The sequence below is a fragment of the Azorhizobium doebereinerae UFLA1-100 genome, from assembly GCF_000473085.1.
Lineage (GTDB): Bacteria > Pseudomonadota > Alphaproteobacteria > Rhizobiales > Xanthobacteraceae > Azorhizobium > Azorhizobium doebereinerae.
In genome coordinates this window covers 13925-40267 of the sequence record NZ_AXBA01000038.1, presented here as the reverse complement: position 1 = coordinate 40267, position 26343 = coordinate 13925, and the positions used below count along the sequence as shown (strand labels likewise).

At 70.8% G+C, this 26343-nt stretch carries 19 protein-coding genes; 15 read left to right on the top strand and 4 right to left on the bottom strand.

Annotation, left to right across the window (positions count from 1 at the left end; translation table 11 throughout):
* Genes YU1_RS30680 through YU1_RS0122085 form a run of 3 tightly spaced genes read left to right on the top strand, consistent with a single transcriptional unit; the run spans position 1 to position 3463 of the window.
* Positions 1 to 1215 (top strand): ATP-grasp domain-containing protein, encoded by a 1215-nt coding sequence (locus YU1_RS30680; RefSeq protein ID WP_035716323.1) that lies wholly within the window; start codon positions 1 to 3, stop codon positions 1213 to 1215.
* A complete protein-coding gene (gene argH, locus YU1_RS0122090; protein WP_029005938.1) occupies positions 1212 to 2696 on the top strand; it encodes an argininosuccinate lyase in 1485 nt (494 codons plus the stop codon). The genes YU1_RS30680 and argH overlap by 4 nt, the downstream gene beginning before the upstream one ends.
* A complete protein-coding gene (locus tag YU1_RS0122085) occupies positions 2693 to 3463 on the top strand; it encodes a formyl transferase (protein ID WP_029005937.1) in 771 nt (256 codons plus the stop codon). Before argH ends, YU1_RS0122085 begins: the two co-directional genes overlap by 4 nt.
* A 13-nt stretch (positions 3464 to 3476) precedes the next feature.
* On the opposite strand, the gene YU1_RS0122080 is transcribed toward YU1_RS0122085, so the two are convergent.
* Together YU1_RS0122080 and YU1_RS0122075 are read right to left on the bottom strand one after the other, a co-directional pair.
* Complete coding sequence (locus YU1_RS0122080) at positions 3477 to 4253, bottom strand: SDR family oxidoreductase (RefSeq protein WP_029005936.1); 777 nt, start codon at positions 4251 to 4253, stop codon at positions 3477 to 3479.
* Between the two features lie 54 nt (positions 4254 to 4307).
* Positions 4308 to 5042, bottom strand: a complete 735-nt coding sequence (locus tag YU1_RS0122075; RefSeq protein WP_084540041.1) for a GntR family transcriptional regulator — start codon at positions 5040 to 5042, stop codon at positions 4308 to 4310.
* 146 nt (positions 5043 to 5188) lie between these two features.
* Here YU1_RS0122075 and YU1_RS0122070 point away from each other — a divergent pair, with 146 nt between their 5' ends.
* From YU1_RS0122070 to gltS, 10 genes are all read left to right on the top strand, one after another.
* A complete protein-coding gene (locus YU1_RS0122070; protein ID WP_035716322.1) occupies positions 5189 to 6466 on the top strand; it encodes an ABC transporter substrate-binding protein in 1278 nt (425 codons plus the stop codon).
* 226 nt (positions 6467 to 6692) lie between these two features.
* A complete protein-coding gene (locus tag YU1_RS0122065) occupies positions 6693 to 7574 on the top strand; it encodes a branched-chain amino acid ABC transporter permease (protein WP_029005933.1) in 882 nt (293 codons plus the stop codon).
* Positions 7575 to 7644: 70 nt separating this feature from the next.
* Positions 7645 to 10170, top strand: a complete 2526-nt coding sequence (locus tag YU1_RS0122060; RefSeq protein WP_029005932.1) for a branched-chain amino acid ABC transporter ATP-binding protein/permease — start codon at positions 7645 to 7647, stop codon at positions 10168 to 10170.
* A 44-nt stretch (positions 10171 to 10214) separates the two neighbouring features.
* Positions 10215 to 11162 (top strand): 3-hydroxyacyl-CoA dehydrogenase, encoded by a 948-nt coding sequence (locus YU1_RS0122055; protein ID WP_029005931.1) that lies wholly within the window; start codon positions 10215 to 10217, stop codon positions 11160 to 11162.
* Positions 11163 to 11238: 76 nt separating this feature from the next.
* A complete protein-coding gene (kce, locus tag YU1_RS0122050) occupies positions 11239 to 12207 on the top strand; it encodes a 3,5-dioxohexanoate:acetyl-CoA acetone transferase (protein ID WP_029005930.1) in 969 nt (322 codons plus the stop codon).
* A gap of 496 nt (positions 12208 to 12703) precedes the next feature.
* Entirely contained in the window at positions 12704 to 13774 is a 1071-nt protein-coding gene (locus YU1_RS0122045) for an efflux RND transporter periplasmic adaptor subunit (RefSeq protein ID WP_425339173.1), read from the top strand.
* Positions 13771 to 16836: an efflux RND transporter permease subunit gene (locus YU1_RS0122040; protein ID WP_029005928.1), complete on the top strand. Its 3066-nt coding sequence runs from the start codon at positions 13771 to 13773 to the stop codon at positions 16834 to 16836. The genes YU1_RS0122045 and YU1_RS0122040 overlap by 4 nt, the downstream gene beginning before the upstream one ends.
* Positions 16837 to 16899: 63 nt before the next feature.
* Positions 16900 to 17940, top strand: coding sequence for a patatin-like phospholipase family protein (locus YU1_RS0122035; protein WP_029005927.1), 1041 nt, complete (start codon positions 16900 to 16902; stop codon positions 17938 to 17940).
* 3 nt (positions 17941 to 17943) lie between these two features.
* Positions 17944 to 19398: a GntP family permease gene (locus YU1_RS0122030; protein ID WP_029005926.1), complete on the top strand. Its 1455-nt coding sequence runs from the start codon at positions 17944 to 17946 to the stop codon at positions 19396 to 19398.
* Between the two features lie 55 nt (positions 19399 to 19453).
* Complete coding sequence (gene gltS, locus YU1_RS0122025) at positions 19454 to 20665, top strand: sodium/glutamate symporter (RefSeq protein ID WP_035716320.1); 1212 nt, start codon at positions 19454 to 19456, stop codon at positions 20663 to 20665.
* 20 nt (positions 20666 to 20685) lie between these two features.
* On the opposite strand, the gene YU1_RS30675 is transcribed toward gltS, so the two are convergent.
* A complete protein-coding gene (locus YU1_RS30675) occupies positions 20686 to 21852 on the bottom strand; it encodes an alpha/beta hydrolase (protein WP_245263415.1) in 1167 nt (388 codons plus the stop codon).
* Positions 21853 to 22046: 194 nt separating this feature from the next.
* Here YU1_RS30675 and YU1_RS32175 point away from each other — a divergent pair, with 194 nt between their 5' ends.
* Both YU1_RS32175 and YU1_RS0122010 read left to right on the top strand, forming a co-directional pair.
* Positions 22047 to 22604: a hypothetical protein gene (locus YU1_RS32175; protein WP_051357170.1), complete on the top strand. Its 558-nt coding sequence runs from the start codon at positions 22047 to 22049 to the stop codon at positions 22602 to 22604.
* Positions 22605 to 22666: 62 nt separating this feature from the next.
* A complete protein-coding gene (locus tag YU1_RS0122010) occupies positions 22667 to 23722 on the top strand; it encodes an AI-2E family transporter (protein WP_035716318.1) in 1056 nt (351 codons plus the stop codon).
* 96 nt (positions 23723 to 23818) lie between these two features.
* Here YU1_RS0122010 and YU1_RS0122005 read toward each other — a convergent pair whose 3' ends face one another.
* A complete protein-coding gene (locus YU1_RS0122005) occupies positions 23819 to 25960 on the bottom strand; it encodes a methyl-accepting chemotaxis protein (protein ID WP_198019009.1) in 2142 nt (713 codons plus the stop codon).
* Between the last annotated feature and the right edge of the window lie 383 nt (positions 25961 to 26343).

The following is a 26343-nucleotide window of genomic DNA, read 5'->3' as shown; positions in this document are numbered from 1 at the left end:
ATGCAGACCCTGCTGTTCATCGAGAGCAATACCAGCGGCACCGGCCGGCTGTTCGCCCGCATGGCGCGGGCGCACGGCCTCCACCCGCTGATGATCTGCGCCGACGCGAGCCGCTATCCCTATCTGGCGGAAGACGGCGTCGAGCATGTGCGTATGGCCGCCGATGACGGGGCGGGCCTGCCGGCGCTGTGCCGGTCCCTGGCCTCGGAGCGCGCCGTGGCCGGCGTCACCTCGTCGTCGGAATATTGGGTGGGCACCGCCGCCGCCATCGCCCGCGAGCTGGGCTTGCCCGCCCCGCCGGCGGAGGCCATCGCGCGCTGCCGGAACAAGCTGTCGCAGCGCCGCCGGCTGGCCGAGGCCGGCATCGGCCAGCCGCGCTTCGCGCCCGCGTCGGACGTTGCCGAGGCGGTGGCCGCCGCGGAGGCGCTGGGATGGCCGGTGGTGGTGAAGCCGGTGGCCGGCAGCGGCAGCGTCGGCGTGCGCCTGTGCCGGGATATAGGCCAGGTGGCGGCCCATGCACGCACCCTGTTCGACGCCGCCCCGGCCGGCGCCACCGGCGCGCAGGTGCTGGTGGAGCGCTTCGTCGACGCGCCGGAATTCTCCGTCGAGACCCTGGCCGGCGCCGTGGTCGGGATCACCCGCAAGCACGTCTCGCCCCCGCCGCTGTTCGTGGAGACCGGCCACGACTTTCCCGCCGCCTTGGCGCCCGAGGACGCGCGGCGGATCGCGGTGGCGGCGGTGCGGACGCTGGCGGCGCTCGATCTGCGCTGGGGCGCCGTCCATATCGAGCTGCGCCTGACGCCGGCCGGGCCGGTCGTCATCGAGGTCAATCCGCGCCTCGCCGGCGGCTTCATTCCCGAGTTGGTGCGGCTCGCCACCGGCATCGATCTGATCGACGCCGCCATCCGCCTCGCCACCGGCCGGCCGGCGAACCTCGCGCCCAGCTTTCAGCGCCATGCCGCCATCCGCTTCGTCCTGCCCCGCGTCGCCGGGCGGCTGGCGGACATCACCGGCATGGAGGCAGCACGGAGCGTGGCCGGGGTGTGCGATGTCGCCCTTTACCGCCGCGTGGGCGAGGCCATCACCCTGTCCGGCGATTTCCGCGACCGCGCCGGTCACGTCATCGCCTGCGGCGACAGCGAGGACATGGCGGCGGCCGCCGCCGAGCGGGGCCGGGCCGCGCTGGACCTGACCATCGCCGGGGACGCCCGGTGACCCGCGCCCTGGAGAACACCGGCCGCATCGCCCACGGCCTCTGCCCCGGCGCCCGGCACATCGTGTTCGGCGACACGGCGGATGCCGCCATCGACAGCGACCTGTGGCTGATGACTGAGATCGACCGCGCCCATGTGGTGATGCTGTGCCGCCGGGGCCTCCTGCCGCCGGAACGGGCCGCGCCGCTGTTGGCGCTGATCGCGGCGCTGCGGGTGGAGAATTTCGCCTCCCTGCGCGGCCGGCCGGCGCCGCGCGGATTGTACCTGCTCTATGAGTCCCTGCTCATCGAGCGGCTGGGCGGGGAGACCGGCGGCGCGCTCCACACCGGGCGCTCGCGCAACGACCTCGGCGCGACGCTGTTCCGCCTCAAGCTGCGGGTGCCTGCCCGCCGGCTGCTGCGCGAGCTGCTGCGCCTGGAGGCGGTGCTGCTGTCCCGCGCCCGCCGGCACCTCGACGTGGTGATGCCGGCCTATACCCATTTCCAGCCCGCCCTGCCCGTCACCTTCGGCCATTGGCTGGCGGGCATCGCCTGCGCCGTCGGGCGCGATGCCCGCGCGCTGCTCGACGGCGTGCTGCCGGACCTCGACCACTGCCCGCTCGGCGCCGGGGCGGTGGGCGGCACCAGCTTTCCCATCGACCCGCGCCTCACCGCCCGCCTGCTCGGCTTCACCGATCCGGTCGGCCATTCCATCGACGCCGTGGCCAGCCGGGACTGCGCGCTGCGCCTGCTCTCGGCTGCCGGCATCCTCGGCGTCACGCTGAGCCGCATGGCGACCGACTTGCTCGTCTGGTCCACCCCGGAATTCGGCTTCCTGCGGCTGCCGGACGGCCTGGTCGGTTCCAGCTCGATGATGCCGCAGAAGCGCAATCCCTTCCTGCTGGAGCATGTGCAGGGCCTCGCCGCGAAGCCGCTGGGCGCCTTCGTGACGGCCGCCGCCGCCAGCCACGCCAAGCCGTTCTCCAACACCATCGCCGCCAATACCGAGGGGGTCGGCGTGATCTGGGAGGCACTGCGGGCGATCACCGATGCGGTGACGCTGTCCCGGCTGGTGATCGCCTTCGCGCGGCCCGCGCCCGCCGCCATGCGCCGCAGCGCCACCGCCGGCTTCACCGCCGCCACCGAACTCGCCAACCAGCTGGCGCGGGCCGGCGTGCCGTTCCGCGAGGCTCATCACCAGGTGGGCGCCGCCATTGCCGAAGCGCTGGCCGCCGGCGGCCGCGAGAGGCTGCACGAGACCGTGACGGAGAGCTTCGCCGACCGCCTGGAAAGCGATGCGGATGCCGTCTCGCTCGACGCCGTGGTGGCGGCGACGCGCTTCGGCGGCGGGCCCGCCGCTACCAGCGTCCGGGCGGCGATCGCGGCCGAGCAGGCGGGCTGGCGGACCCTGGTCGGGCGCGGACAGGAGATCGACCGCCGCTGGCGCCACGCGGCGCAGGAACTGGACGCCGCCGACCATGCCATTGGCGAGGCCCGGCGATGAGGATCGCCATCCTCTGCTCCGACGACGCCCACCACGGCTATCTGGTGGCGCGGCTGGCCGAGCGCTTCGACATCGCCGCCGTGGTGGTGGAGCCGGGCGACGCCCAGACCCGGCGCCTGCGCCGGCGCGGCCGCTATCGCGACTGGCTGTGGGCGCGCTATCACCGGCTGCGGCGCGACCTGACCGGGCTCAACCGCTACCGCCGCGCCTATTTCGGCGGCGGCGGCCCGCGCCCCGTGCCGGGTGCGGTGTGGCTGGAGACGGAGACGGCCAACGCCCCGGCGGTGGCGGACCTGCTGCGCGCCAGCCGGCCCGACGTCACGGTGGTGATGGGCACCAGCATCCTGAAGCCGCCGGTGCTGGAGGCCGGCCGTTGCGCCATCAACATCCACGGCGGCTACCTGCCGTTCTATCGCGGCAACCACTGCTTCTTCTTCGCCCTCTATGAGGAACGCTTCGACCGCATCGGCTCGACCATCCATTTCGTCGACGCGGGCATCGACACCGGCGACATCATCGAACTGGTGGTGCCGCCCCTCCATGCGGACGATAATGCCGAGCGCCTCTATTGCCGGGCCGAGAAGATGGCCATCGACCGGCTGGCCGAACATCTCGCCCGGCTGGAACAGGGCCGGCCGCTGCCGCGCCGGCCGCAGGCGGGCACCGGGCGCACCTTCCGCACCCGCGACCGCCATCCCTGGCACGACCTCCACCTCTGGGCCCGCCGCCGGCTCGGCCTGACCCGCCTGCCCGAAGCGGCGGAGTGACGGCCCGCCCGGCCTACACCAGCATCTGCAGGTCGCCGTCCACGGCGATGGCCTGGCCGGAGATGGTGCCCGCCACGGGCGAGGCCAGGAACACCGCCAGGTGCGCCAGGTGGCGCGGCGGGATGAGGCATTTCAGCGAGGTGGCGGAGAGCGCCATCGCCTGCACCTCGGCCATGGAGAGGTTGCGCTCGCGCGCCTTGTTCTCGAACACCGAGCGGATGCGCGGCCCATCCACCGAGCCGGGCAGGATGGCATTGGCGCGGATGCCGAACTCGCCCAGCTCCATGGCCAGCGACTTGATGAAGCCGATGACGCCCCATTTGGCGGCGGCATAGGGCGAGCGCAGCGGAAAGCCGAACCGGCCGGCGGCGGAGGAAATGCCGATGATGGACGGGTTGGCGCTCGCCTTCAGCGCCGGCACCGCCAGCCGGGTGACGTTGAAATGGCCGGTGATGTCCACCGCCAGCGTGCGGTCCCAGTCCTCGGGGTCGATCTGGTCCACCCGGCCGGTGGGGCCGGCGATGCCGGCATTGTTCACCAGCACATCAAGCCCGCCGAGCCGCGACAGCGCGCCGTCCATGAAACGCTGCACCGAGGCCCGGTCGGACACGTCGCACAGCGAGCCGGCGATGGCCGGATCGCTCTGCGGCAGGGCGGCCAGCGCCCCTTCGTCCACGTCGCACACTTCCACCCGCGCGCCCGCGCGGGCGAACGCGCTGGCGATCTCAAGGCCGATGCCCCCCGCCCCCGCCGTCACGATGGTGCGCAGGCCGGCAATTCCCAGATCCATGGCGTCACTCCCTCGGCTTGTGCCGTTTTCTCGTTCGGGTGCGCGGCGACCGGTTCAGTCCGGCAGGATGCCGCGCGACAGGATGAAATCGCCCGCGCTCCAGATGTCGGCGAGGAGCGCCTGGCGCGCCGCCGCGCCATCGCGGGCGCGCAGGGCCGCGACCAGGGCGGCGTGGTGGATATGCGCCTCGCCCGCCCGCAGGCGCTCCGGGCCGGCCTGGAAATCGAGGTTAAGCACCGGGCCGATCTGCAGCCACAGGCTCTCGATCATGGCGAACAGGGTGGGCATGCCCGCCGCGCGATAGAGCGCGAAGTGCAGATCCTTGTTGAAGCGCATGGCGGCGGCGCCGTCCGGCTTCTTCTTCTCGCGCTCGGCGGCGAACAGGCGCTCGCAGCGCAGGATCTCCTCCAGGTCCTCCGCGCTGGCGTGGACCGCCGCGGTCTCCGCCGCCAGCCCCTCCAGGCTGGAGCGGATGAGCCGCAGTTCCTCGAACCGCGCCCGCGGCATCAGCGGCACCCGCACCGCCCGGTTAGGCAGCACCTCCAGCGCATTCTCCGCCGCCAGGCGCGAGACCGCCTCGCGCACCGGCATGGCGCTGGTGCCGATGGCGGCGGCGAGGCCACGCAGGGTGAAGCGCTCGCCCGGCGCGGCGCGGCCGGAGAGCAGCAGGTCCTTGAGGTCGCGATAGACCGTGTCGGCCAGCGTCAGGCGGACGATCCGGCCCATGCGCTCGCCGAGCGTGTCGTCAACCGCCGGGGCGGGGTCTGCGGGGAGAGGCTTGTGTTTCATCACCGTCGTCTGCTAAGTGTGATCACAGATAACAGATTGCCGAGCCAATCGGCAACCATTCCGTCGCACGACGCAAGGAGGACCCGCCCGCCATGGCGCCAACCTCCTGCGGTCCGCGAACGGAGCCATAGGGAAGAAAAAACGCCATGACCGAAAAGCCCCTCGACGCTACTCGTCTGTCCGCGCCCCTTCCTCGCCGCCGTGTCCTCCAGGGCCTCGGCGCCGCCGCCGTGCTGGGCGGCGTCGGCATGCCCGCCATCGTCAGGGCGCAGGCCGACACCATCACCTTCGGCCACCTCACCCCGCTCACCGGCTTCCTCGGCCCGCTCGGCGCCTATGGCCAGATGGGCGTGCAGCTCGCCGTGGAGGAGATCAACGCCGCCGGCGGCGTGAACGGCCGCAAGGTCAACCTGATCATGGAGGACAGCGTCAACCCCGCCACCGCCTCGGCCAAGGCGGAGCGCTATATCGAGCGCGACAAGGCGGCGGTGATCATCGGCGAGATCTCGTCCGCCTCGTGCCTGGCCATCTCGCAGGTGGCGGCGCGCAACAAGATCGTGTTCGTCAACACCGGCGGCAATTCCGACGCGCTGCGCGGCAAGGACTGCAACCGCTACATGTTCCATGTGGAGGGCGCCAACACGCAATATGTGAAGGCGGTGGGCGCGGCCATGCTCCGCGACGGGCTGGTGAAGGGCAAGAAGCTGTTCTTCCTCACCGCCGACTATGCCTTCGGCCACGACCTCTCCCGCGTCGCCAAGCTCTATATCAACGCCAATGGCGGGCAGGTGATCGCCGACGAACTGGTGCCCACCGACGCCTCCGACTTCTCCGCCTACATGCTGAAGATCCGGCAGGTGAAGCCGGACGTGGTGATCTCCAATCTGGCCGGCAACCAGATCACCAATTTCATCAAGCAATATGCCGAGTTCGGCCTGCCCTTCCCCTATGGCGGCTTCGGCTTCGACACCGCCGTGGCCTGGGGCGCGGGCAAGGGCAATTTCGGCGGCGTGTGGCCCTGCATCTGGCACCATGACGTGAGCGCGCCGGCCTCCAAGGCGTTCGTCGCCGCCTTCGTGAAGAAGTACGGCAAGCCGCCGGAGAACCAGGCCTGGGGCGATTACGTCGCCACCAAGAGCGTGGCCCGCGCCATGACCGAGACCAAGAGCACGGACAGCGCGCAGATCATCTCCTTCTTCGAGAAGGAGCCCAAGCTCGACATCCTGAAGGAGCGCCAGGGCTATTACCGCGCCTGGGACCACCAGCTGATCCAGGAAATGTACACCATCACCGCCAAGCCCGTCGCCGAGGTGAAGGACCAGTGGGACCTCATGGTGCTCGGCAAGGCCGTCCCCGGCGCCGACGACGCCCTGGACGCCATCGCCCCCACCCCGGCGGAGAACGCCTGCACGTTCCCGGCCTGAACGCGCGCCACGCGCAGGCGGCGCCCGCATCGCCGCCTGCGCGGCCGGTTCCCCGTCCCGCATCCCGCGTCGCGTTCGGGACGGGGAACCGGCGGCGTGCCGGCGCCGCCCGCCGGCCGGGCACGCCTAAGCCCCGCCCCGCGGCCATCGGCCGCCGGACCGCGCCGCGTGCCCGGCACCGCGCAGGACCGCCCGGCCCCAGGCCGCCCTCAGGACGGATCAAGCCATGCCTGTCGAACTCGTCTTCCTGATCGAGCAATTGCTCAACGGCCTGCTGGTCGGCGTCGCCTATCTGCTGATCGCGCTCGGCCTGTCGCTGATCTTCTCGCTGGGCGGCATCGTCAACCTCGCCCACGGCGGCTTCTATGCCATCGGCGCCTATATCGCGGTGGAGATCGGCAACCGCTTCGGCTTTCCCGCCGCCTTCGTCGCCGCGCCGCTGTCGGTGGCGCTGATCGGCGTCGTGGTGGAGCGGCTGCTGTTCTCCCGCTTCTACCGCGCCGACCCGATCCTCAGCCTGCTGCTCACCTTCGGCCTTGCCATGGTGATCGAGCAGGCGCTGCGCATGGCGTTCGGCGCCACGCCGATCCCGTTCGCCATCCCGCCCTTCCTGCGCGGGCAGGTGTTCATCGGCGACTTCATCTATTCGCGCTACCGCATCGCCATCCTGGTGGTGGCCGCCGCCGCCGTGCTCGGCCTGTGGCTGCTGCTCCAGCGCACCGCCTTCGGCCGCGTGGTGCGCGCCGGGGTGCAGAACCCGGACATGGTGGGCGCGCTCGGCATCTCGCTCAGGCCCTACCTCACAGCGGTGGCGGCCATCGGCATCGGCCTTGCCGGGCTCGCGGGCGTGATGCTCGCCCCCATCTCCGGCGTCCATCCGGCCATGGGGGTGGAGATCCTCACCGCCTCCTTCGTGGTGGTGGTGATCGGCGGCCTCGGCTCGTTCTGGGGCGTGGTGGCGGCGGGGCTTCTGGTGGGCGTGGTGCGCGGCCTGACCATCTATTTCGTCCCGCCCGCCGCCGAGGCCTCCATGTATCTGCTGATGCTGCTGGTGCTGCTGGTCCGCCCGCGCGGCCTGTTCGGCGAACGCATCCTACGGTTCGAGTGAGGAGGCCCCCATGCTCCAGCCCACCACCAGCCTCAAGGCCGTCCCCGCAAGCTCCGGGAAAGGGGGCACGATGCTCGCCCGCCACGCCAATCTCCTGATCGCCGCCGCCGGCCTGATCCTGCTGCCCCATGCGGTCACGGCGCTCGGCCTGACGCTGACCTCGGCCACCGACATCACCATCCTGGCGCTCGCCTGCATGGCCCTCAACCTGCTGGTGGGCTACACCGGCCTGGTCTCCTTCGGCCATGGCGCATGGTTCGGCCTCGGCGCCTATGGCGCGGCGCTGCTGCAACGCCACGTCTTTCCCGATGCCGGCCTCGTGCTCGCCCTGCCGGCCATGGCGCTGGTGACGCTGGCCGCCATTCCCATCGGCTTCGTGGTGCTGCGCCGGCGCGGGGTCTATTTCTCGCTGCTGACCCTCGCCTTCACCGCTTTGCTCTACACCGTCGCGTTCCGCTGGACGGATCTGACGGGGGGCGAGAACGGCCTCGGCGGGGTCAAGCGCGGCGCCGCCTTCGGCCTCGACCTCGACCAGGCGTGGCCGTTCTACACCGTGGTGGCGGGCGTGGCGCTGGTGGTGGTCTATGTCCTCCAGCGCTTCGTGCGCTCGCCCATGGGCGCGGTGCTGGTGGCGATCCGCGAGAACGAGCAGCGGGCGCGCTTCATCGGCTACAACACCACGCTCTACAAGCTCGCCTGCTTCGTGCTGTCCGCCGGCCTCACCTCGTTCGCCGGCGCGCTCATGGTGTTCCACCATCGCTTCGCCTCGGCCGACCCGGTGAGCATCGCCTTCTCCGGCGAGCTGCTGGCCATGGTGGTGATCGGCGGCATGCGCTCCTTCCTCGGCCCGGCGCTGGGCGCGCTGTTCTTCGTGCTGTTCCGCGAATTCCTGTCCATGTGGACGCCCAACTGGCTGTTCTGGTTCGGCCTGCTGTTCGTCGGCTTCATCGTGTTCTCGCCCACCGGCCTCGTCGGGGTGGCCGCGCGCCTCCTCGCCCCCCTGCGCAAGGCGCGCGAGGAAGGCTCCGCCATGGGCCAGCGCGCCGGCGCCGAACTGCGCCCGCTGCCGCCCTCGCTGAAAGGCCACGCGCCCTGGCGGGAGGCTGGTCCCATCCTGGTGGCGGAAGGCCTCGCCCGCTCGTTCGGCGGCATCAAGGCGGTGCAGAACGGCGCCCTGGCGGTGCGCGACCGCACGCTCCATGCCCTGATCGGCCCCAACGGCGCCGGCAAGACCACGGCGTTCAACCTGATCTCCGGCATGTTCCGGCCCGATGCCGGCGAGATCCGCCTCGCCGGCGCGCGCATCGACGGGCTGGCCCCGCACCAGGTCTGCGCCAAGGGGCTCGCCCGCTCGTTCCAGATCACCAACCTGTTCCCCACCCTCTCGGTCTACGAGAACCTGCGCCTCGGCGTGCAGGCCACCCACGCCCGCCGCTTCGACCCCTGGACCGACGCCGCCCACATCAGCGAGATCGGCGCGGAGACGCAGGAAATGGTCGCCTTCCTCGGCGTCGCCGGCATGGAGAAGGCGGAGGCCGGCGCCTTGTCCTATGGCGGCCAGCGGCTGCTGGACATGGGCCTCGCCCTCACCTCCCGCCCGCGCGTGCTGCTGCTGGATGAGCCTTTGGCCGGCCTTGCCGCCGCCGAGCGCACGCGGGTCTCCAACCTCATCAAGCAGATTTCCGGCGCCGTGCCGGTGCTGCTGGTGGAGCATGACATCGACCGGGTGTTCGAATTGGCCGACGCCGTCACCGTGATGGCGGACGGCGCCGTGCTGGTGGACGGCACGGTGGCGGACGCCCGCTCCGACAAGCGCGTGCAGGACGTCTATATCGGCTCCGGCGCCGCCGCGCTCGCCGCCCGCGACCTTGTCTCGGCCGCCACGGACACGGTGCTGCTGGAGCTGTCGAAGGTGGATGCCTTCTACGGCAAGAGCCGCATCCTCAACGAGGTCTCGCTGGCGGCCCGCGAGGGCGAGATCCTGGCGCTGCTCGGCCGCAACGGCGCGGGCAAGTCCACCCTGCTCAAGACCATCGTCGGCATCGTCAAGCCCGCCTCGGGCTCGGTGCGACTCGCCGGCACGGAGCTGGCCGGCCTGTCCTCGGCCGCCATCGCCCGCAGTGGCATCGGCTACGTGCCCCAGGGACGGGCGCTGTTCCACGGCATGAGCGTGCGCCACAATCTGGAGCTGGGGCGCCTCAAGCGCATCACCGGCGCCGGCCGGCACTTCAGCGAGGAAGAGGTGCTGGACCTCTTCCCCCGGCTGAAGGTGCGGCTCGACACCGCCGCCGACCTGCTCTCCGGCGGCGAGCAGCAGATGGTGGCGGTGGCCCGCGCGCTGATGGGCGACACCCGCGTGCTGCTGCTGGACGAGCCGTTCGAGGGCCTCTCCCCCGCCGTGACGGAGGAATTGTTCGATGCCTTCGACCGGCTGCGCCACCAGCTCGCGCTGGTGATCGTCGATCATCATCTCGACGTGGTGCTGAACCTGGCCGACCGCGCCGTGGTGCTGGAGCGCGGGCAGGTGATGCACGAAGGCCCCGCCCGGCCGCTGGCCCGCGACCTCGACCTCAGGCGGCAGGTGCTCTGGCTGTGAGCCCGCCGCCGGCCTCCCTCTTCTTTTGATGTGAAAGGCTTTCCATGAGCAAGATTGCCATTATCGGCTCCGGCTTCATCGGCCGCGCCTGGGCCATCACCTTCGCCCGCGCCGGCTTCGACGTGGCCCTGGCCGACCAGGCGGCCGACGCGCCCGAGGCGGCGCTCGCTTATATCGAGGGCGTGCTGCCGGCGCTGGCCGACAGCGACCTGCTGAACGGCGCCAGCCCGGACGCGGTGCGCGCCCGCCTCTCCGCCGCGCCCTCCTATGCCGCCGCCCTGGACGGGGCCGTGCACGCCCAGGAGAACGCGCCGGAAGTGCTCGACGTGAAGCTGGCCCTGTTCGCCGAACTGGATCGGCTCGCCGCGCCCTCCACCGTGCTCGCCAGTTCCACCTCGGCGCTGCTGCCCTCGGCCTTCTCCGCCGCGCTGAAGGGGCGGGAGCGGGTGTGCGTGTGCCATCCCATCAACCCGCCCTATCTCATCCCGGCGGTGGAGGTGGTGCCGGCCCCCTGGACCAGCGCCGACACCATGACCCGCGCCGCCGCGCTGATGCGCGCCGCCGGCCAGTCGCCCATCGTCATGAAGCGCGAGCTGGACGGCTTCGTCATGAACCGCATGCAGGGCGCGCTGCTGGAGGAAGCGTTCCGCATGGTGGCGGAGGGCTATGCCAGCGTGGAGGACATCGACGTGGGCATCCGCGAGGGCCTGGCGCTGCGCTGGTCCTTCATGGGGCCGTTCGAGACCATCGACCTCAACGCCCCCGGCGGGGTGGCCGATTATGTGGCGCGCTACCAGCAGATCTACGAGCGCATCTCGCCCAGCCAGTGGCACCGCGTGGACTGGGCCGGCGACGTGCTGGAGACGGTGCTGGCCGAGCGCCGCCAGCGCCTGCCGGAAGACCAGCTCGGCGCCCGGCAGGTGTGGCGCGACCGCCGGCTGATGGCGCTGGCCGCCCACAAGCGCAAGGCCGCCCAAGATATCGGCGCCTGATATCGGCGCCAGAGATCCGCGTCAGACACCGGCGCCCGACGCGCCGCTCCCCCTTCTTTCAGGAAAGGCTCAACCCATGGCCGAGACCGCCCCCCCCTCCAAATCCGCCCGCCAGCCCTCCGCCCGCAAGGTGGTGATCACCTGCGCCATCACCGGCGCCATCCACACGCCGACCATGTCGCCGCACCTGCCGATCACGCCGGACGAGATCGTCACCGACGCGCTCGCCGCCGCCGAGGCCGGCGCCGCCATCCTGCACCTGCATGCGCGCAACCCGGAAACCGGCCAGCCCGACCAGACGCCCGCGGCGTTCGCCCGCTTCCTGCCGCGCATCAAGCAGGCCACCGACGCGGTGATCAACATCACCTCCGGCGGCAGCCCCTACATGAAGGTGGAGGAGCGCGTGCTGCCCGCCGCCACTTTCAAGCCGGAGGTGGCCTCGCTGAACATGGGCTCCATGAACTTCGGCCTCTACCACCTGCTGGACAAGTACCAGGAGTTCAAGTTCGACTGGGAGCGCACCCATCTGGAGAACACCCGCGACCTGGTGTTCCGCAACACGTTCAAGGACATCGAGTACATCCTCACCACCTGCTACGACAACGGCACCCGGTTCGAGTTCGAGTGCTACGACATCGGCCACCTCTACAACCTCGCCCATTTCCTCGACCGCGGGCTGGTGAAGCCGCCTTTGTTCGTGCAGTCGGTGTTCGGCCTTCTGGGCGGCATCGGCCCGCACCCGGAGGACGTGATGCACATGAAGCGCACCTGCGACCGGCTGTTCGGCGACCAGTACCGCTGGTCGGTGCTGGGCGCCGGGCGCAACCAGCTGCCCATCGCCGCCATGGCCGCATCCATGGGTGGCAACATCCGCGTGGGGCTTGAGGATTCGCTCTGGGCCGGGCCGGGCAAGCTGGCCGCCTCCAATGCCGACCAGGTGAAACTGGCCCGCAAGATCATCGAGGGCCTGGGCCTCGGCGTGGCGACACCGGACGAGGCGCGCGCGATCCTCCAGCTCAAGGGCGCAGATAGGACCAATATCTGACACCCCCGCGCCGGCGTCCGGCACGGCCCGGGCGACCCACCCAGGCCGTTGCCGGCGCGGGACGTTGCTGCACTGCGGCAGCGGATGGAAAGAAGACCTCGCGGAGGCGGCAAGCGGGCGCGGCGCATCTCATGCAGCGTGAGCTTCACCGCGCGTCGGAATGCTTCCCGCGGCGGCGCCTGCATCTCGCCGCGCATGGGCGAGACTGCGACCCACGCCGGGAAACTTGCGAATCCGGATGCGCGCCCGCACCGCAAGCCCTGAAATAAAGACCATATACAGTCCGGCTTTCACCGACATCTACGGCAGATGCCGAGCGGCGGCGCACGTGCATACGTTGCAATTGCGGATTGCACCTGCGTCATTCCAGTGTCAAGCTCGCGACTTACCTAGGGTTGAAGGCTGGGAGTGACCTCAGGGACTTCGTTGCCTTTGAGGGATGCCGGAGCCTGCTCAGTAAAGGGCAGACAAGATGGGGCGGTCGGGAATCGGGCGAGTGGCGGTTTGGGCGGTGGTGGCGGTGGGTTCCGCCGCCCTCGCCGGGTGTGACCGGAAGCCGGAGGCGGCGGCGCCTGAGGCCCGTCCGGTCCGCACCGTCACCACCGCCATCCGCCCGGCCGGCGACACGGTCTCGCTCTCCGGCCATGTGGAGGCGCAGAACGAAGCCAGCTACAGCTTCCGCATCGGCGGCCGCATCATTGAGCGGCTGGTCAATGTGGGCGACACCGTCAAGCCCGGGCAGGTGCTGGCCAGGCTCGACCCGCAGAACGAGACGAACGCGCTGCGCTCGGCCGAGGCGGCGCTGGCGGCGGCGGAAGCCCAGCTCAGCCAGACCAGCAATGCCTACGACCGCCAGCGCGCCCTGCTGGAGCGCGGCTTCACCCCGCGCGCGCAATATGAGCTGGCCGAGCAGGCCTTCCGCACCGCGCGCTCGCGGGTGGACGATGCCCAGGCCCAGCTGAAGATCGCCCAGGACCGCCTCGGCTTCACCGAGCTGAAGGCCGATGCCGCCGGCACCGTGACCGCGCGCCGGGCCGAGCCGGGCGAGGTGGTCCAGCCCGGCCAGAGCGTGCTCCAGGTGGCCCGGCAGAACGGCCGGGACGCGGTGTTCGACGTGCCCGCCGCGCTGCTCTCCGCTTTGCCCGGCGATCCGCTGATCCAGGTGAGCCTGACCGGGGATGCCGCCGTCACCGCCGTCGGGCGGGTGCGCGAGGTGGCCCCGCAGGCCGATCCGGTCACCCGCACCTTCCAGGTGCGGGTCGGCCTCAGCGATCCGCCCGAGGCCATGCGGCTCGGCACCACCGTCACCGGCCGGGTCCAGCTCGACACCGGCCCGGTGATCGAACTGCCGGCCAGCGCCCTCACCCGCGTCAAGGACCAGCCGGCGGTGTGGGTCGTCGATCCCGCCTCCAAGACGGTGTCGCTGCGCAACATCCAGGTGCTGCGCTTCACCCCCGCCAGCGTCACCGTCGCCGAGGGCCTCAAGCCGTCGGAGGTGGTGGTCACCGCCGGCGTGCAGGCTCTGCATCCGGGGCAGAAGGTCCGGCTCCTGGGGGCCGACCTGTGAGGGGCTTCAACCTTTCCGAGTGGGCGCTCCGGCATCGCTCCGTCGTCATCTATTTCATGGCCGTGGCGGTGGTGGCCGGGCTCCTCGCCTACCAGCGCCTGGGGCGCGGCGAGGACCCGACCTTCATCATCAAGACAATGGTGGTGCAGGCGGCATGGCCCGGCGCCAGCGCCGAGGAGACCGTCCGCCAGGTCACCGAGCGGCTGGAGCGCACGCTCCAGGAGACCCCCAAGCTCGACTTCCTGCGCAGCTACACCAGCGCCGGCGTCACCACCATCTTCGTCAACCTGAAGGGCAGCGCCACGGCGCAGGAGGTGCCGGACATCTGGTACCACGTGCGCAAGTCCATCGGCGACATGCGCCACACCCTGCCGGCCGGCGTCGTCGGCCCCGGCTTCAACGACGAGTTCGGCGACACCTTCGGCATTATCTACGGCTTCACCGCCGACGGCTTCTCGCAGCGCGAGCTGCGCGACTATGTGGAGGACATCCGCTCCAAGCTGCTGCATGTGCCGGACGTCTCCAAGATCGAGATCCTGGGCGCGCAGGACGAGCGCATCTTCATCGAATTCTCCATGCAGGAGCTGGCCAGCCTCGGCATCGACCGCGCCGCCGTCCTGGCGGCGCTGCAACGGCAGAACATCGTCAGCCCCGCCGGCACGATGGAGACCGGCAAGGAGGCGATCTCGCTCACGGTGTCCGGCGCCTTCACCTCGGAAGCCGACATCGCCGACGTGAATTTCGTGGTGAACGGGCGCCTGCTGCGGCTGGCCGACATCGCCAGCATCCGGCGCGGCACCGTGGACCCGCCGCAGCCGCAGTTCCGGGCCAACGGCCAGTCGGCCATCGGCCTCGCCATCGCCATGCGCGACGGCGGCGACATCCTCGCCATGGGCCGCGCCATCAAGGCCCGGATGGACGAGATCACCGCCGATTTGCCCATCGGCATCGAGCCGGTGCTGGTGGCCGACCAGGCGGTGACGGTGGACCATTCCATCGCCGAGTTCATGTCCTCGCTCTGGCAGGCCATCGGCATCATCCTGATCGTCTCCTTCATCAGCCTCGGCGTGCGCGCCGGCGCGGTGGTGGCCCTGTCCATCCCGCTGACGCTGGCGGTGGTGTTCGCGCTCATGGAGCTGGCCGGCATCGACATGCAGCGCATCTCGCTGGGTGCCCTCATCATCGCCTTGGCGCTGATGGTGGACGATGCCATGACCACCACCGACGCCATGATCAACCGCCTCGCGGCGGGCGACGACAAGGAGAGCGCGGCCACCTTCGCCTTCCGCACCTATGCCTTCGCCATGCTGGCCGGCACCTTCGTGACGGTCGCCGGCTTCGTGCCCATCGGCTTTGCCGCCTCCTCGGCGGGCGAATACACCTTCTCGCTGTTCGCGGTGGTGTCCATCGCCCTGCTGGTGTCGTGGGTCGTGGCGGTGATCTTCGCCCCGCTGCTGGGCGTGATGATCCTGAAGCCGCCCACGAAGAAGGCCAATGCCGGGCCGAGCCGGGTGGTCGGGCTCTATCTGGCGCTGCTGACCTTCGCGCTCAGGTGGCGCTGGGCGACGCTGGCGGTCACCGTCGCGCTGTTCGTGCTCTCGGCGCTGGCCATCCCGCTCATTCCCAAGCAGTTCTTCCCCTCCTCCGACCGGCCGGAACTGCTGGTGGACCTGCGGCTGCCGCAGAACGCCTCCATCTATGCCAGCGATGACGTGGCCCGGCGCATCGATGCCGTGCTGAAGAGCGACCCGGACGTGGAGCGCTGGAGCACCTATGTGGGCCGCGGCGCCATCCGCTTCTACCTGCCGCTCAACGTGCAGCTGCCCAACGACTTCTTCGCCCAGGCGGTGATCGTCGCCAAGGACGTGGACGCGCGCGAGCGGCTGCGGGTGCGCCTGGACACGCTGCTGGCCAACGATTTCCCCAGCCTCATCGGCCGCGTCTATCCGCTGGAGCTTGGTCCCGCTGTGGGCTGGCCGGTGCAATACCGGGTCAGCGGCCCCGACGTGGAGAAGGTGCGCGAGATCGCCCTCGACCTGGCGCGGGTGGTGGCCACCAACCGCGACGCGGTGAAGGTGAATTACGACTGGATCGAGCCGGCGCGGGAGATCCGCATCCGGGTGGACCAGGACCAGGCGCGCCTGCTGGGCCTCTCCACCCAGAGTCTCGCAGGCGTGCTCAATACCGTGCTCACCGGCGCGCCGGTGACCCAGGTGCGCGACGACATCTATCTGGTGGACGTGGTGGCGCGGGCCACCGACGAGCAGCGCGTCTCGCTGGAGACGCTGGCGACGCTCCAGGTGCCGCTGCCCAGCGGACGCACGGTGCCGCTGCGCCAGCTGGCCACGTTCGACTATGCCCAGGCCTATCCGGTGATCTGGCGCCGCGACCGCGTGCCCACCCTCATCGTCCAGGCCGACGTGGTGCCCGGCGCCCTGCCGGAGGCGGTGGTCTCGGGCCTCGCGCCGCAGGTGCAGGAGCTGGCGAAGAGCCTGCCGCGCGGCTACCGCATCACGGTCGGCGGCACGGTGGAGGAAAGCGCCCAGTCCAGCGCCTCGGTGTTCGCCGTGGTGCCGCTGATGCTGTTCCTGATGCTCACGGTGCTGATGTTCCAGCTCCAGAGCTTCCAGCGGCTGTTCCTGGTGCTGTCGGTGGCGCCGCTCGGCCTCATCGGGGTGGCCGCCGCCCTGCTGCTGTCCGGCCGGCCGCTCGGCTTCGTCGCCATCCTCGGCATCCTCGCTTTGATCGGCATGATCACCAAGAATGCGGTGATCCTCATCGGCCAGATCGAGGCCGAGCGCGCCGCCGGCAAGTCCGTCTTCGACGCGGTGGTGGCGGCCAGCAGCGCCCGCTTCCGGCCGATCATGCTGACCGCGGTGTCCACCGTGCTGGGCATGATCCCCATCGCCCCCACGGTGTTCTGGGGGCCGATGGCCTTCGCCATCATGGGCGGCCTGCTGGTGGGCACCCTGCTCACCCTCGTCTTCCTGCCCGCGCTCTACGTGACCTGGTTCGGGCCGGACACGGCGCCCGAGCCCGGCCGGCGGGCGGCGCAGGCGTGAGGCGCGCGGCACCCGCGACGGGGGCAGCACCGGGATTTCGGCTTTCAGGAGAGGCACAGCGTCATGGCCAGTGAAACATCGGCAAACGCGCGGGCGCCTGTCCTCGTGGACCTCGCCCTCCAGGGCGGCGGCTCGCACGGCGCCTTCACCTGGGGGGTGCTCGACCGGCTGCTGGAGGAGCCCTGGATCAGGATCGACGGCATCTCCGGCACCTCCGCCGGGGCGATGAACGCCGCCGTGCTGGCGGACGGCTATGCCGCCGGCGGCGCGCCGGGCGCCCGCGCGGCGCTGGACGTCTATTGGAAGCGGGTCGCCGAGGCGGCGCGGTTCAGCCCGTTCCAGCGCGGCCCCATCGACAAGATGATGGGCCGCTGGACGCTGGACAACTCGCCGCTGTTCGTCGCCATGGACCTGATGTCGCGGCTCTATTCGCCCTACGACCTCAACCCCGGCAATTCCCACCCGCTGCGCGCCATCCTTGACGACCTGATCAATTTCGAGCGGCTGAAGGCCTCGCCCATCCGCCTGTTCATCACTGCCACCAATGTGCGCACCGGGCGCGGCCGGGTGTTCCGCAACGGCGAGATCACGCCGGATGTGCTGCTGGCCTCCGCCTGCCTGCCCACCATGTTCCAGGCCATCGAGATCGACGGCGAGAGCTATTGGGACGGCGGCTATTCCGGCAACCCCACCATGACGCCTCTGGTGCGTGAGCTGGATTCGGACGACACCATCCTCATCCCCATCAATCCGGTGGAGCGGCCCGGCACGCCCAATTCGGCGCGCGAGATCCTCAACCGGCTGAACGAGGTGTCGTTCAACGCCGTGCTGCTGAAGGAGCTGCGCATGATCGCGCTGCTGCGGCAGGTGGCCTGCCCGGAGAATACCGAGGGCGCGCAATGGGCCAAGATGCGCATCCACATGGTGCGCAATGACCTGATGCAGACGCTCGGCTATTCCTCCAAGCTGAACGCCGAATGGGAATTCCTCACCATGCTGCGCGACGCCGGCCGCACCGCGGCGGACGAATTCCTGGCGCGGGACGGCGACAGCATCGGCAAGCGCTCCTCCATCGACCTCGACACCCTGCTGGAAGGCGTCTGACCCATGGGGCTCCTCGGCATCCTGATCGGCCTCGGCCTCCTGCTGTTCCTCGCCTTCCGGGGCTGGAGCATCCTGCTGCTGGCGCCGGCCGCGGCGCTCGTCGCCGCCGCCTTCGCGGGCGAGCCGCTGCTCGCCCACTGGACGCAGACCTTCATGACCAACGCCGCCACCTTCGTGGCGCAGTTCTTCCCGCTGTTCCTGCTCGGCGCCCTGTTCGGCAAGCTGATGGACGACAGCGGCTCGGTCAGCGTGATCGCCGACGAGATGACCCGCCGCCTCGGCGAGCAGCGGGCGATCCTCGCCGTGGTGCTGGCGGGGGCCATCGTCACCTATGGCGGCGTCAGCCTGTTCGTCGCCTTCTTCGTGCTGGCGCCCATGGCCACCGCGCTATTCCGCTCCGCCGGCATCCCCCGCCGGCTGATGCCGGCGGCGATCGCGCTCGGCACCTCCACCTTCACCATGTCCGCCATGCCCGGCACTCCGGCGATCCAGAACGCCATCCCCATGCCGTTCTTCGGCACCACGCCGTTCGCGGCGCCGGGGCTCGGCGTCATCGCCTCGGTCATCATGCTGGGCTTCGGCATGTGGTGGCTCAACCGGGCCGAGCGCGTCGCCCGCGCCCGCGGCGAGGGCTTCGGCGACCCGGTGGCGGTGGATACCGAGGGCCTGTCCGACGACCAGTTCATCCGCGAACGCGCCACCGCCTCGCATGAATTCGACACCGCCGAGATCTGCCACGGCGCCCATGCCCACAAGGGCCCGCCGGTGCTCATCGCCGCTTTGCCGCTGGTGGTGGTGGTGGCGGTCAACCTCATCATGTCCATGGTGGTGCTGCCGCGCCTCGACGTGAGCTACCTGGCCGAGCCGCGCTGGGGCGGCACCACGCTCTCCGCCGTCGGCGGCGTGTGGTCGGTGGCGGTGGCGCTGGCCGCCGCCATCCTCACCCTGATCGCCTGCAATTTCCGCCGCCTGCCGGACCTGCGGGCCAGCATGGACGCTGGCGCCAACGCCTCGGTGCTGCCGGCCTTCAGCGTCGCCAGCCTGGTCGGCTTCGGCGCCGTGGTGGCGGCCCTGCCCGCCTTCGAGCTGGTGCGCACCTGGGTGCTGGGCATTGAGGGCGGCCCGCTGGTCTCGCTGGCGGTGGCCACCAACATCCTCGCCGCGCTCACCGGCTCGGCCTCCGGCGGCCTCACCATCGCGCTCGACGCGCTGGGCGCCTCCTACATGAAGATCGCCGCCGAAACCGGGCTCGACCCGGCGCTGATGCACCGCGTCGCGGTGATCGGCTCGGGCACGCTGGACAGCCTGCCGCACAACGGCGCGGTGGTGACGCTGCTGGCGGTGTGCGGCTCCACCCACGCCAAGAGCTATCTGGACATCGTCATGGTGGCGGTGGTCAGCGCCATCCTCGCGCTCGTCGCGGTCATCGCCATCGGCAGCGCGGTCGGCTCGTTCTGAGCACGCGGCGGACCATGCGCGCCGCCGCCGGCGCCACCGGGAGGAACCAGACCTCATGATTCCGGCCACGCTCCAGGTCTCGGGCCTCCTCACCTTCACCATCGCCATCCTGGTGTTCTTCCTGGGCTCCGGGCTCAACCGCGCGCTGGCGCCGCTGCGGCGCTGGAACATCCCGGAGGCGGTGAGCGGCGGGCTGGTGGCGGCGCTGGCCACGCTCGCCTGCTACAAGGTGCTGAATGTCGCCGTGAGCTTCGATCTCGGCGCCCGCGACATGCTGCTGCTGTATTTCTTCACCGGCATCGGCCTCAACGCCCGCCTCGCCGACCTCATGGCCGGCGGCCGCCCCCTTCTGCTTCTGCTGCTGGCCACCGTGGTCTATCTGGCGCTGCAAAACGGCATCGCGCTCGCCGCCGCCGGCCTGCTCGGCCTGCCGCCCGGCGTCGCGCCGCTCATGGGCTCGGTGTCGCTGATCGGCGGGCACGGCACCACCATCGCCTGGGCACCGCTGATCACCGAGCGCTTCGCCCTGCCCAACGCCATGGAAATCGGCATCGCCTCCGCCACGCTCGGCCTGGTGGTGGCGAGCCTGCTGGGCGGGCCGATCGCCGGCTTCCTCATCTCCCGCCAAAAGCTGCGCGGCCAGGACGGCGCCGCCCCCATGATGGGCCTACCGGATGAAGCGGCCGGCGCGGACACCGGCAAGGTGACCCATGTGGACATCCTCAGCACCCTGCTGGTGCTGAACATGGCCATCCTGATCGCCTACGGCCTGGAGGACGCGGTGGAAAGGACCGGCCTCAAGCTGCCGCTGTTCGTGGTCTGCCTGCTGGTGGCCATTGTGCTCACCAACATCGTGCCGCGCCTGCTGCCGCGCGCGCCCTGGCCGACCCGCACCCCGGCGCTGGCGCTGGTCTCCGATCTGTCGCTGAACGTCTTCCTCGCCATGTCGCTGATGAGCATGCAGCTGTGGACGCTGGGCGGCCTCGGGCCGGCGCTGGTGGTGGTGCTCGGGCTCCAGGCGCTGGGGGCGGCGCTCTACATCCTGTTCGTGGTGTTCCCGGCCATGGGCCGCAGCTACCAGGCGGCGGTGATCGCGGCCGGCTTCACCGGCATCAGCCTCGGCGCCACGCCCACCGCCATCGCCAACATGACGGCGGTGACCAAGGTGCACGGCCCGGCGCCCACCGCCTTCATCATCCTGCCGCTGGTGTCGGCCTTCTTCATCGACATCGCCAATGCGGTGGCCATCGGCTTCATGCTGCGATGAGGCCGGCCGGGCAGCACGCCTCAGCGGCCGCCGCCGCCGGTGAAGATGAGGATGGGCGCGGCCGCCACCGTGCCCACGGCGGTGCCGAACGCCTGCGCCGCCTCCGCGCCCTTGGGCGCGCCGCTGTCGCCGATCTCCTGGCCGGAGCCGAGGCGCGTGGCCATGAGCTGCACCACCTCCGGGCTGGTGGCGAATTTCGAGTGGTTGAGGGCGTCGCCATTGGTCAGGGCCGAGAGGTCGATCACGGTGATGCCCTTGGCGGATTCCAGCTCGGCGACCGTCGCGTCCTGGGTCAGGTCCACCGCGCCCACCCGCGTGACGCCGCCGGCGACGAAGCGGGACACGCCCAGCGCCCGGTCCTGGCGCGAGACGAAGATGGTGATCGGCGGCCGGCTCGGCCCCATCTCCGCCACCTGGCGGCGGAACACGTCGATGTCGAGGTCGGGCGAGGCCAGCACCACGTTGGAGATCTTCGCCGGGATCCGGCCGTCCTGGAGCGCCATCTGGCGCAGGCTCTCCACCGTCAGCCACGCGCCCATGGAATGGGCCATCACCACCACCTCGCTCACGGCCGGGCTGCGGGCGGCCTCGCGCAGCACATAGGCGAGGTCGTTGCGGGAGAAGTTGGTGCTCTCCCGGTCGTAGAGATAATCGAACACCTGCCCGCGCGAGGGCCAGGAGAACAGCACCGGGGCGGCGTCGGCCTGGGTGTCATGGACGATCTGGGCGAAGCGGAACACCGCCGCGTCGAAGCGGGTGTTGAAGCCGTGCACGAACACCAGCACGCGGTGCTTGCGGGTGCTGTGGCCCTTGAACCAGTCGAGCACGCCGGAGCGCGGCACGGCGGCAAGCGAGGTGACCGCGAACTCGCGGGCGGGATCCGCCGTCGCGCCCTGCGGCCATTGCAGCGAGCCCACCGCGCGGCCGGGCGGGATGGAGACGACGATATTGGTGAAGGACAGCGCGCTGCCGCGCTCGCCGGTATAGACCAGGGCGGGATCGTCGGACGGGGCGCGGGTGGTGGCGGCGAGGATGTCGACCGTGCTGGCGCCCGGGGCGCCGACCGCCACCGGCGTCAGCGCGCCGGGACGCGGCCCGCAGGCGGCAAGGCCCAGCGCCAGCGCGGCGAGGGCCAGCCCTGCGCCTTTGCGGCCGGCGACACGACCGATTGCTGCAAGCCCCGCCAAACGCCCCTCCCCCACCCGACGCGACACCCCGAAAGCGCCGCGATCCGCGGCGCGGGCCCTCCGGCCCGGTCTTTCCCCGCGGCCGGGGCTGCGATCCTAATGGACCTCCAAGACAAACGAAACACCGGCCCCCGCCGGCCGGCCGTCCCCTTCTCCAGGCGCGCCTGCGCGCCGCTGCCAGAAAGTCCGCGCGCATGAGCAACGAGACCTGCGAAATCCCGCTCCAGCTCCAGAGCATCAAGAGCTTCTTCCAGGCGCCCGAGATCGACCCGTTCACCGGCGAGGACAATGTGGTGTCCGGCATCGAGCAGGTGATGGACACCATGAAGATCCACCGCAACTGGAAATCCACCACGTTCCGGATCGTCATCACCGTGCCGCCCGATGCGCCGGACCTCGACCTCGCGCCGCAACTGCCCCGGGCGCTCGCCACCTATTGCGCCAAGCGCATGCAATATGCCCGGCGCAAGGTCACCGAGACCCGCTTGGAGGGCCGGCAGGCGCTGCGCATCGGCATCGTGTTCCTCGCCATCTGCCTCGCCGCCTCCGCCGCCGTGGAAAGCCTCCTCGCCGACCGGGTGCTGATCGGCAACCTGCTCGCCGAGAGCCTGATGATCGCCGGCTGGGTCGGCCTGTGGCGCCCCATGGAACTGCTGCTCAACGGCTGGTGGCCGTTCGCCAGCGAGGTCGACATCTACGAGAAAATCAGGAACACCGGGATCGAGGTGCGCCGCGCCGCCCCGGCGGCGTGAGTGGCGACGAACATCGGGACATGGCAGGGGCGCGCGGCAGGCCGCCCCGAGGGGAGAGCGGAATGGACAGTCAGAAGGTGATCCGGGCGCTGATCGGCATCATCGCCGCCATCGCCATCGGCGCGGCGGTGTCGCTCGCCCAGTCCATCTTCGCCCCGGTGGTGTTCGCCTTGTTCGTCATCGCCATCGTCTGGCCGCTGCAACGCGCGCTCCAGGCGGTCATGCCCAAGCTGGCGGCGGTGCTGCTCACCATGGTGGTGACGCTGGTGGTGGTGGGCAGCATCGTCAGCCTCGTGGTGTGGGGCTTCGCCCATGTGGGCCAGTGGACCTTCGCCAATGCGGCGCGCTTCCAGGCGCTCTACGGGCAGGCCGGCGACTGGCTGGAAGGCCACGGCTTCGTGCTGGCGGGCCTGATGGCGGAGCATTTCGACGTGCGCTGGATGCTGCGCCTGCTGCAAGGCGTATCCTCAAGCCTGCACGGCCTCGCCAGCTTCCTGATCGTCACGGCGGTGTTCGTGATCCTCGGCCTGCTGGAGGTGGACATCTTCGCCCGCCAGCTCGCCCGCCTGCGCCGGGCCGAGACCGGCGGCTTCATGCTGGCGGCCGGCGCCGACATCGCCGCCAAGATGCAGAAATACATGCTGGTGCGCACGCTGATGAGCATCGCCACCGGCGCCGTGGTGTGGGCCTTCACTTTGGCCTCGGGCATGGAGCTGGCCACCGCCTGGGGGGCGATCGCCTTCGCCATGAACTACATCCCGTTCATCGGCCCGTTCGTGGCGACGCTGCTGCCCACCTTCTTCGCTTTGGTGCAGTTCGAATCCTGGCAGATGGCGGCGTTCGTCTTCCTGTGCCTGAACGTGATCCAGTTCCTCTCGGGCAGCTATCTGGAGCCGCGCATCGCCGGCAAGACGCTGGCGGTGTCGCCCTTCCTGGTGCTGTTCGCGGTGTTCTTCTGGGCCTTCCTGTGGGGCGTGCCCGGCGCCTTCATCGGCGTGCCGCTGCTGATCGCCGGGCTGACCCTGTGCGCCCACCACCCGGCGACGCGCTGGGTGGCGGACCTGTTCTCCGGCACGCTGCCGGCGGAGGCCGAGGGCGCGGCGACCGAGGCGGCATAGCCCCGGCCCCACGGAACCGGCCCCCGCTCAGGCGCGGAACCGGCCCCCGCTCAGGCGCGGAACCGGCCCCCGCTCAGGCGCGGAGCCTGCCGCCGCTCAGGCGGCGGAGACCGAGCGCAGGAAGCCGTCGATCTCCGCTTCCAGTCGGTTGGTCACCTCGCGCACCGAGCGCGAGGCGTGCAGCACGCGGGAGGCGGAGGCGTCGGTGCCCTGCACCGCCGAGTTCAGCTGCTGGATGTCGCTCGCCACCACGCCGGTGCCGGTGGCGGCGCTGTCGATATTGTTGCCGATCTGGTTGGTGGTGGCGCTCTGCTCCTCCACCGCCGCGGCGATCGAGCTGGCGAAGCTGTCCACGTTCTCGATGGTCTCGGAGATGGTGCGGATGGCATGCACCGCGTTCTGCGTCTCCGCCTGGATGGCGCCGACCTGGGACACGATCTCGCTGGTGGCCTTGGAGGTCTGCGCCGCCAGTTCCTTCACCTCGGAGGCGACCACGGCGAAGCCGCGCCCGGCCTCGCCCGCCCGCGCCGCCTCGATGGTGGCGTTCAGCGCCAGCAGGTTAGTCTGGCCGGCGATGGCCTCGATCAGGCTCACCACGTCGCCGATGCGGTTGGCCGCCTGGGCGAGGCTGGCGATCTTGTCGTTGGTGGAGCGCGCGTCGGCGGCGGCGTTGCCGATCATGGCCGAGGTGGAGGCCACCTGGCGGGAAATCTCGCCGATGGAGCTGGCCATCTGCTCGGCGGCGGCGGCCACCGACTGCATGTCGGAGGAGGCCCGCGCCGAGGCTTCGCTCGCCGAATGCGACAGGTCCTTGCTCTCGGAGGCCGAGTGCGACAGTTGGGAGGACACCGCCTCCAGGTCGGTGGAGGCCGTGCTGGCCTCGCCGATCATCGCCGCCGCCGCCTCGCGGAAGCGGGAGATGAGGGCGTCGATGGCCTTCTGCCGGGTCTGCTGGGCGGCCTGGGCCTCCGCGCGCGCCGCTTCCAGCTCGTGGCGCTCGATGGCGTTCTGGCGGAACACGTCCACCGCCCGGGCCATGGCGCCGATCTCGTCCTGGCGGTCGAGGCCGTCGAGCACGATGGAGGTGTCGTCCGCCGCCAGTGCCCGCATCTTGTCGGTGATGTCGCTGATCGGCTGGGTCAGGAGCCGTGCGCCGAGCCACACCAGCAGCAGCACCAGCACCAGCACCACGCCGGCGATGCCGCCCATCATGTTGCGGGCGTCGGTCACGGTCTGGAGCGCATCGGCCTTGGGCACGGTCAGGATCAGCGTCCAGCGGTCCTGCGAGCCGGTGATCTCCACCTGGCTGGCGAAGGCATAGAAGGTGGCACTGTCATAGGTGCCGGTGAGCGTCCCCACCAGGCGGATGGCGCTGGTGCAGACGGCGCAGGCGGTCTTGCCCTCGTCCGTATAGATGACGCGCTGGATCGGCTTGCCGCCCGCCGCGTCCGCCACCAGGGCGGCCATGGCGGCGTCTTCCACCCGCGTGCCGACGCGGCTCGGGTCGCTGTTGGCGAGCCACAGGCCGTTGCCGCTGACCAGCGCGGCGGCGCCGGTGCCGAACGGCTTCAGGCCGCCGACCAGGGCGCCGAGCTTGTCGAGAGCGATGTCGGTGGTGACCACGCCGATGGGCGCGCCGTCGCGGCGGATGACCGAGGCGACCGTCATGACCTGGAGGGGCCGGCCGCCGATGCTCGCCTGGTAGGGCGGCGTCACGTTGGAGCGGCCGTTGCGCAGGGTCTGGTCGAACCACAGCTCGGCGCCCGCCGCGCGGGCCATGTCGAGCTTCTCCCGGCCGATGCTGCCGTCCGCCTGCCGGAAGACGCGCAGGGCCAGCCGGCCGTTGGCGTCGGACAGGGCATGGCCGACGAAGTCCGCGTCCTTCCCGTCGAGCTTGCCCGGCACGAAGACGAGGCTCATGCCGACGATGTCGGGGGTCTCGCTCGCCAGCCCGGCGATCACCGCGCCGAGCCGGTCGCGGTCCGCGCGGCTGTCGGCCACGAAGCCTTCCAGGGCGGTGGCGGCGGCGCGGGCGGTCAGCGCCGCGCGGTCCAGCTCGCTGCCGATGGCCCGGGCGGAATCCTTGGCCAGAGCCTGGCCGCGCCGCTCGGCGTCGAGCTGCACCGCCGTGGTCATCGTGTACAGGCCGATGGCGCCCACCACCATCAGTCCGGCACCGAACAGGGCGCCGGCAAACCCGACAAGCTTCGTCCGAATAGGCAAATCGGCAATACGCATAGGAGTCCCCGCACACGTCAGAGATGAGGCGGGATGCCCCACCACCCGCTGCCCGGCCGTTGGCGCAATCGACGGCGTCGCAATTCCGCAGGTGGGGTTCATGGCGGCGTGCCCGGCATCCGGGGCCGCATCCGGCGGCCCGCAGCGTCCCGACACCGCCCCGGCGTCCCGCCGGCATGCCCCCGCATGCCGGACCCGACGCCTCCATTCCCCCCTGCCTTCGGGCGCATCAACTTCCGTTGTCGCGAATTTGCCGGAATTCGATCTGGCCGCTTTGCGCAAGATCATATTTGCCGCCGAAACGGACCCAGTCGCAATGCATGGCGCCGCTGCGGCACCAGCCCCACGCAAGGCTCGGCGCGGACCTGCGGCCCAGCTCACGC

Bases quoted from the DNA above. Each gene is read 5' to 3' on its own strand.
- YU1_RS30680 (WP_035716323.1), top strand. From the start codon at position 1: ATGCAGACCCTGCTGTTCATCGAGAGCAATACCAGCGGCACCGGCCGG.
- YU1_RS0122085 (WP_029005937.1), top strand. From the start codon at position 2,693: ATGAGGATCGCCATCCTCTGCTCCGACGACGCCCACCACGGCTATCTG.
- YU1_RS0122080 (WP_029005936.1), bottom strand. From the start codon at position 4,253: ATGGATCTGGGAATTGCCGGCCTGCGCACCATCGTGACGGCGGGGGCG.
- YU1_RS0122075 (WP_084540041.1), bottom strand. From the start codon at position 5,042: ATGAAACACAAGCCTCTCCCCGCAGACCCCGCCCCGGCGGTTGACGAC.
- YU1_RS0122070 (WP_035716322.1), top strand. From the start codon at position 5,189: ATGACCGAAAAGCCCCTCGACGCTACTCGTCTGTCCGCGCCCCTTCCT.
- YU1_RS0122065 (WP_029005933.1), top strand. From the start codon at position 6,693: ATGCCTGTCGAACTCGTCTTCCTGATCGAGCAATTGCTCAACGGCCTG.
- YU1_RS0122060 (WP_029005932.1), top strand. From the start codon at position 7,645: ATGCTCGCCCGCCACGCCAATCTCCTGATCGCCGCCGCCGGCCTGATC.
- YU1_RS0122055 (WP_029005931.1), top strand. From the start codon at position 10,215: ATGAGCAAGATTGCCATTATCGGCTCCGGCTTCATCGGCCGCGCCTGG.
- kce (WP_029005930.1), top strand. From the start codon at position 11,239: ATGGCCGAGACCGCCCCCCCCTCCAAATCCGCCCGCCAGCCCTCCGCC.
- YU1_RS0122035 (WP_029005927.1), top strand. From the start codon at position 16,900: ATGGCCAGTGAAACATCGGCAAACGCGCGGGCGCCTGTCCTCGTGGAC.
- YU1_RS0122030 (WP_029005926.1), top strand. From the start codon at position 17,944: ATGGGGCTCCTCGGCATCCTGATCGGCCTCGGCCTCCTGCTGTTCCTC.
- gltS (WP_035716320.1), top strand. From the start codon at position 19,454: ATGATTCCGGCCACGCTCCAGGTCTCGGGCCTCCTCACCTTCACCATC.
- YU1_RS32175 (WP_051357170.1), top strand. From the start codon at position 22,047: ATGAGCAACGAGACCTGCGAAATCCCGCTCCAGCTCCAGAGCATCAAG.
- YU1_RS0122010 (WP_035716318.1), top strand. From the start codon at position 22,667: ATGGACAGTCAGAAGGTGATCCGGGCGCTGATCGGCATCATCGCCGCC.
- YU1_RS0122005 (WP_198019009.1), bottom strand. From the start codon at position 25,960: ATGCGTATTGCCGATTTGCCTATTCGGACGAAGCTTGTCGGGTTTGCC.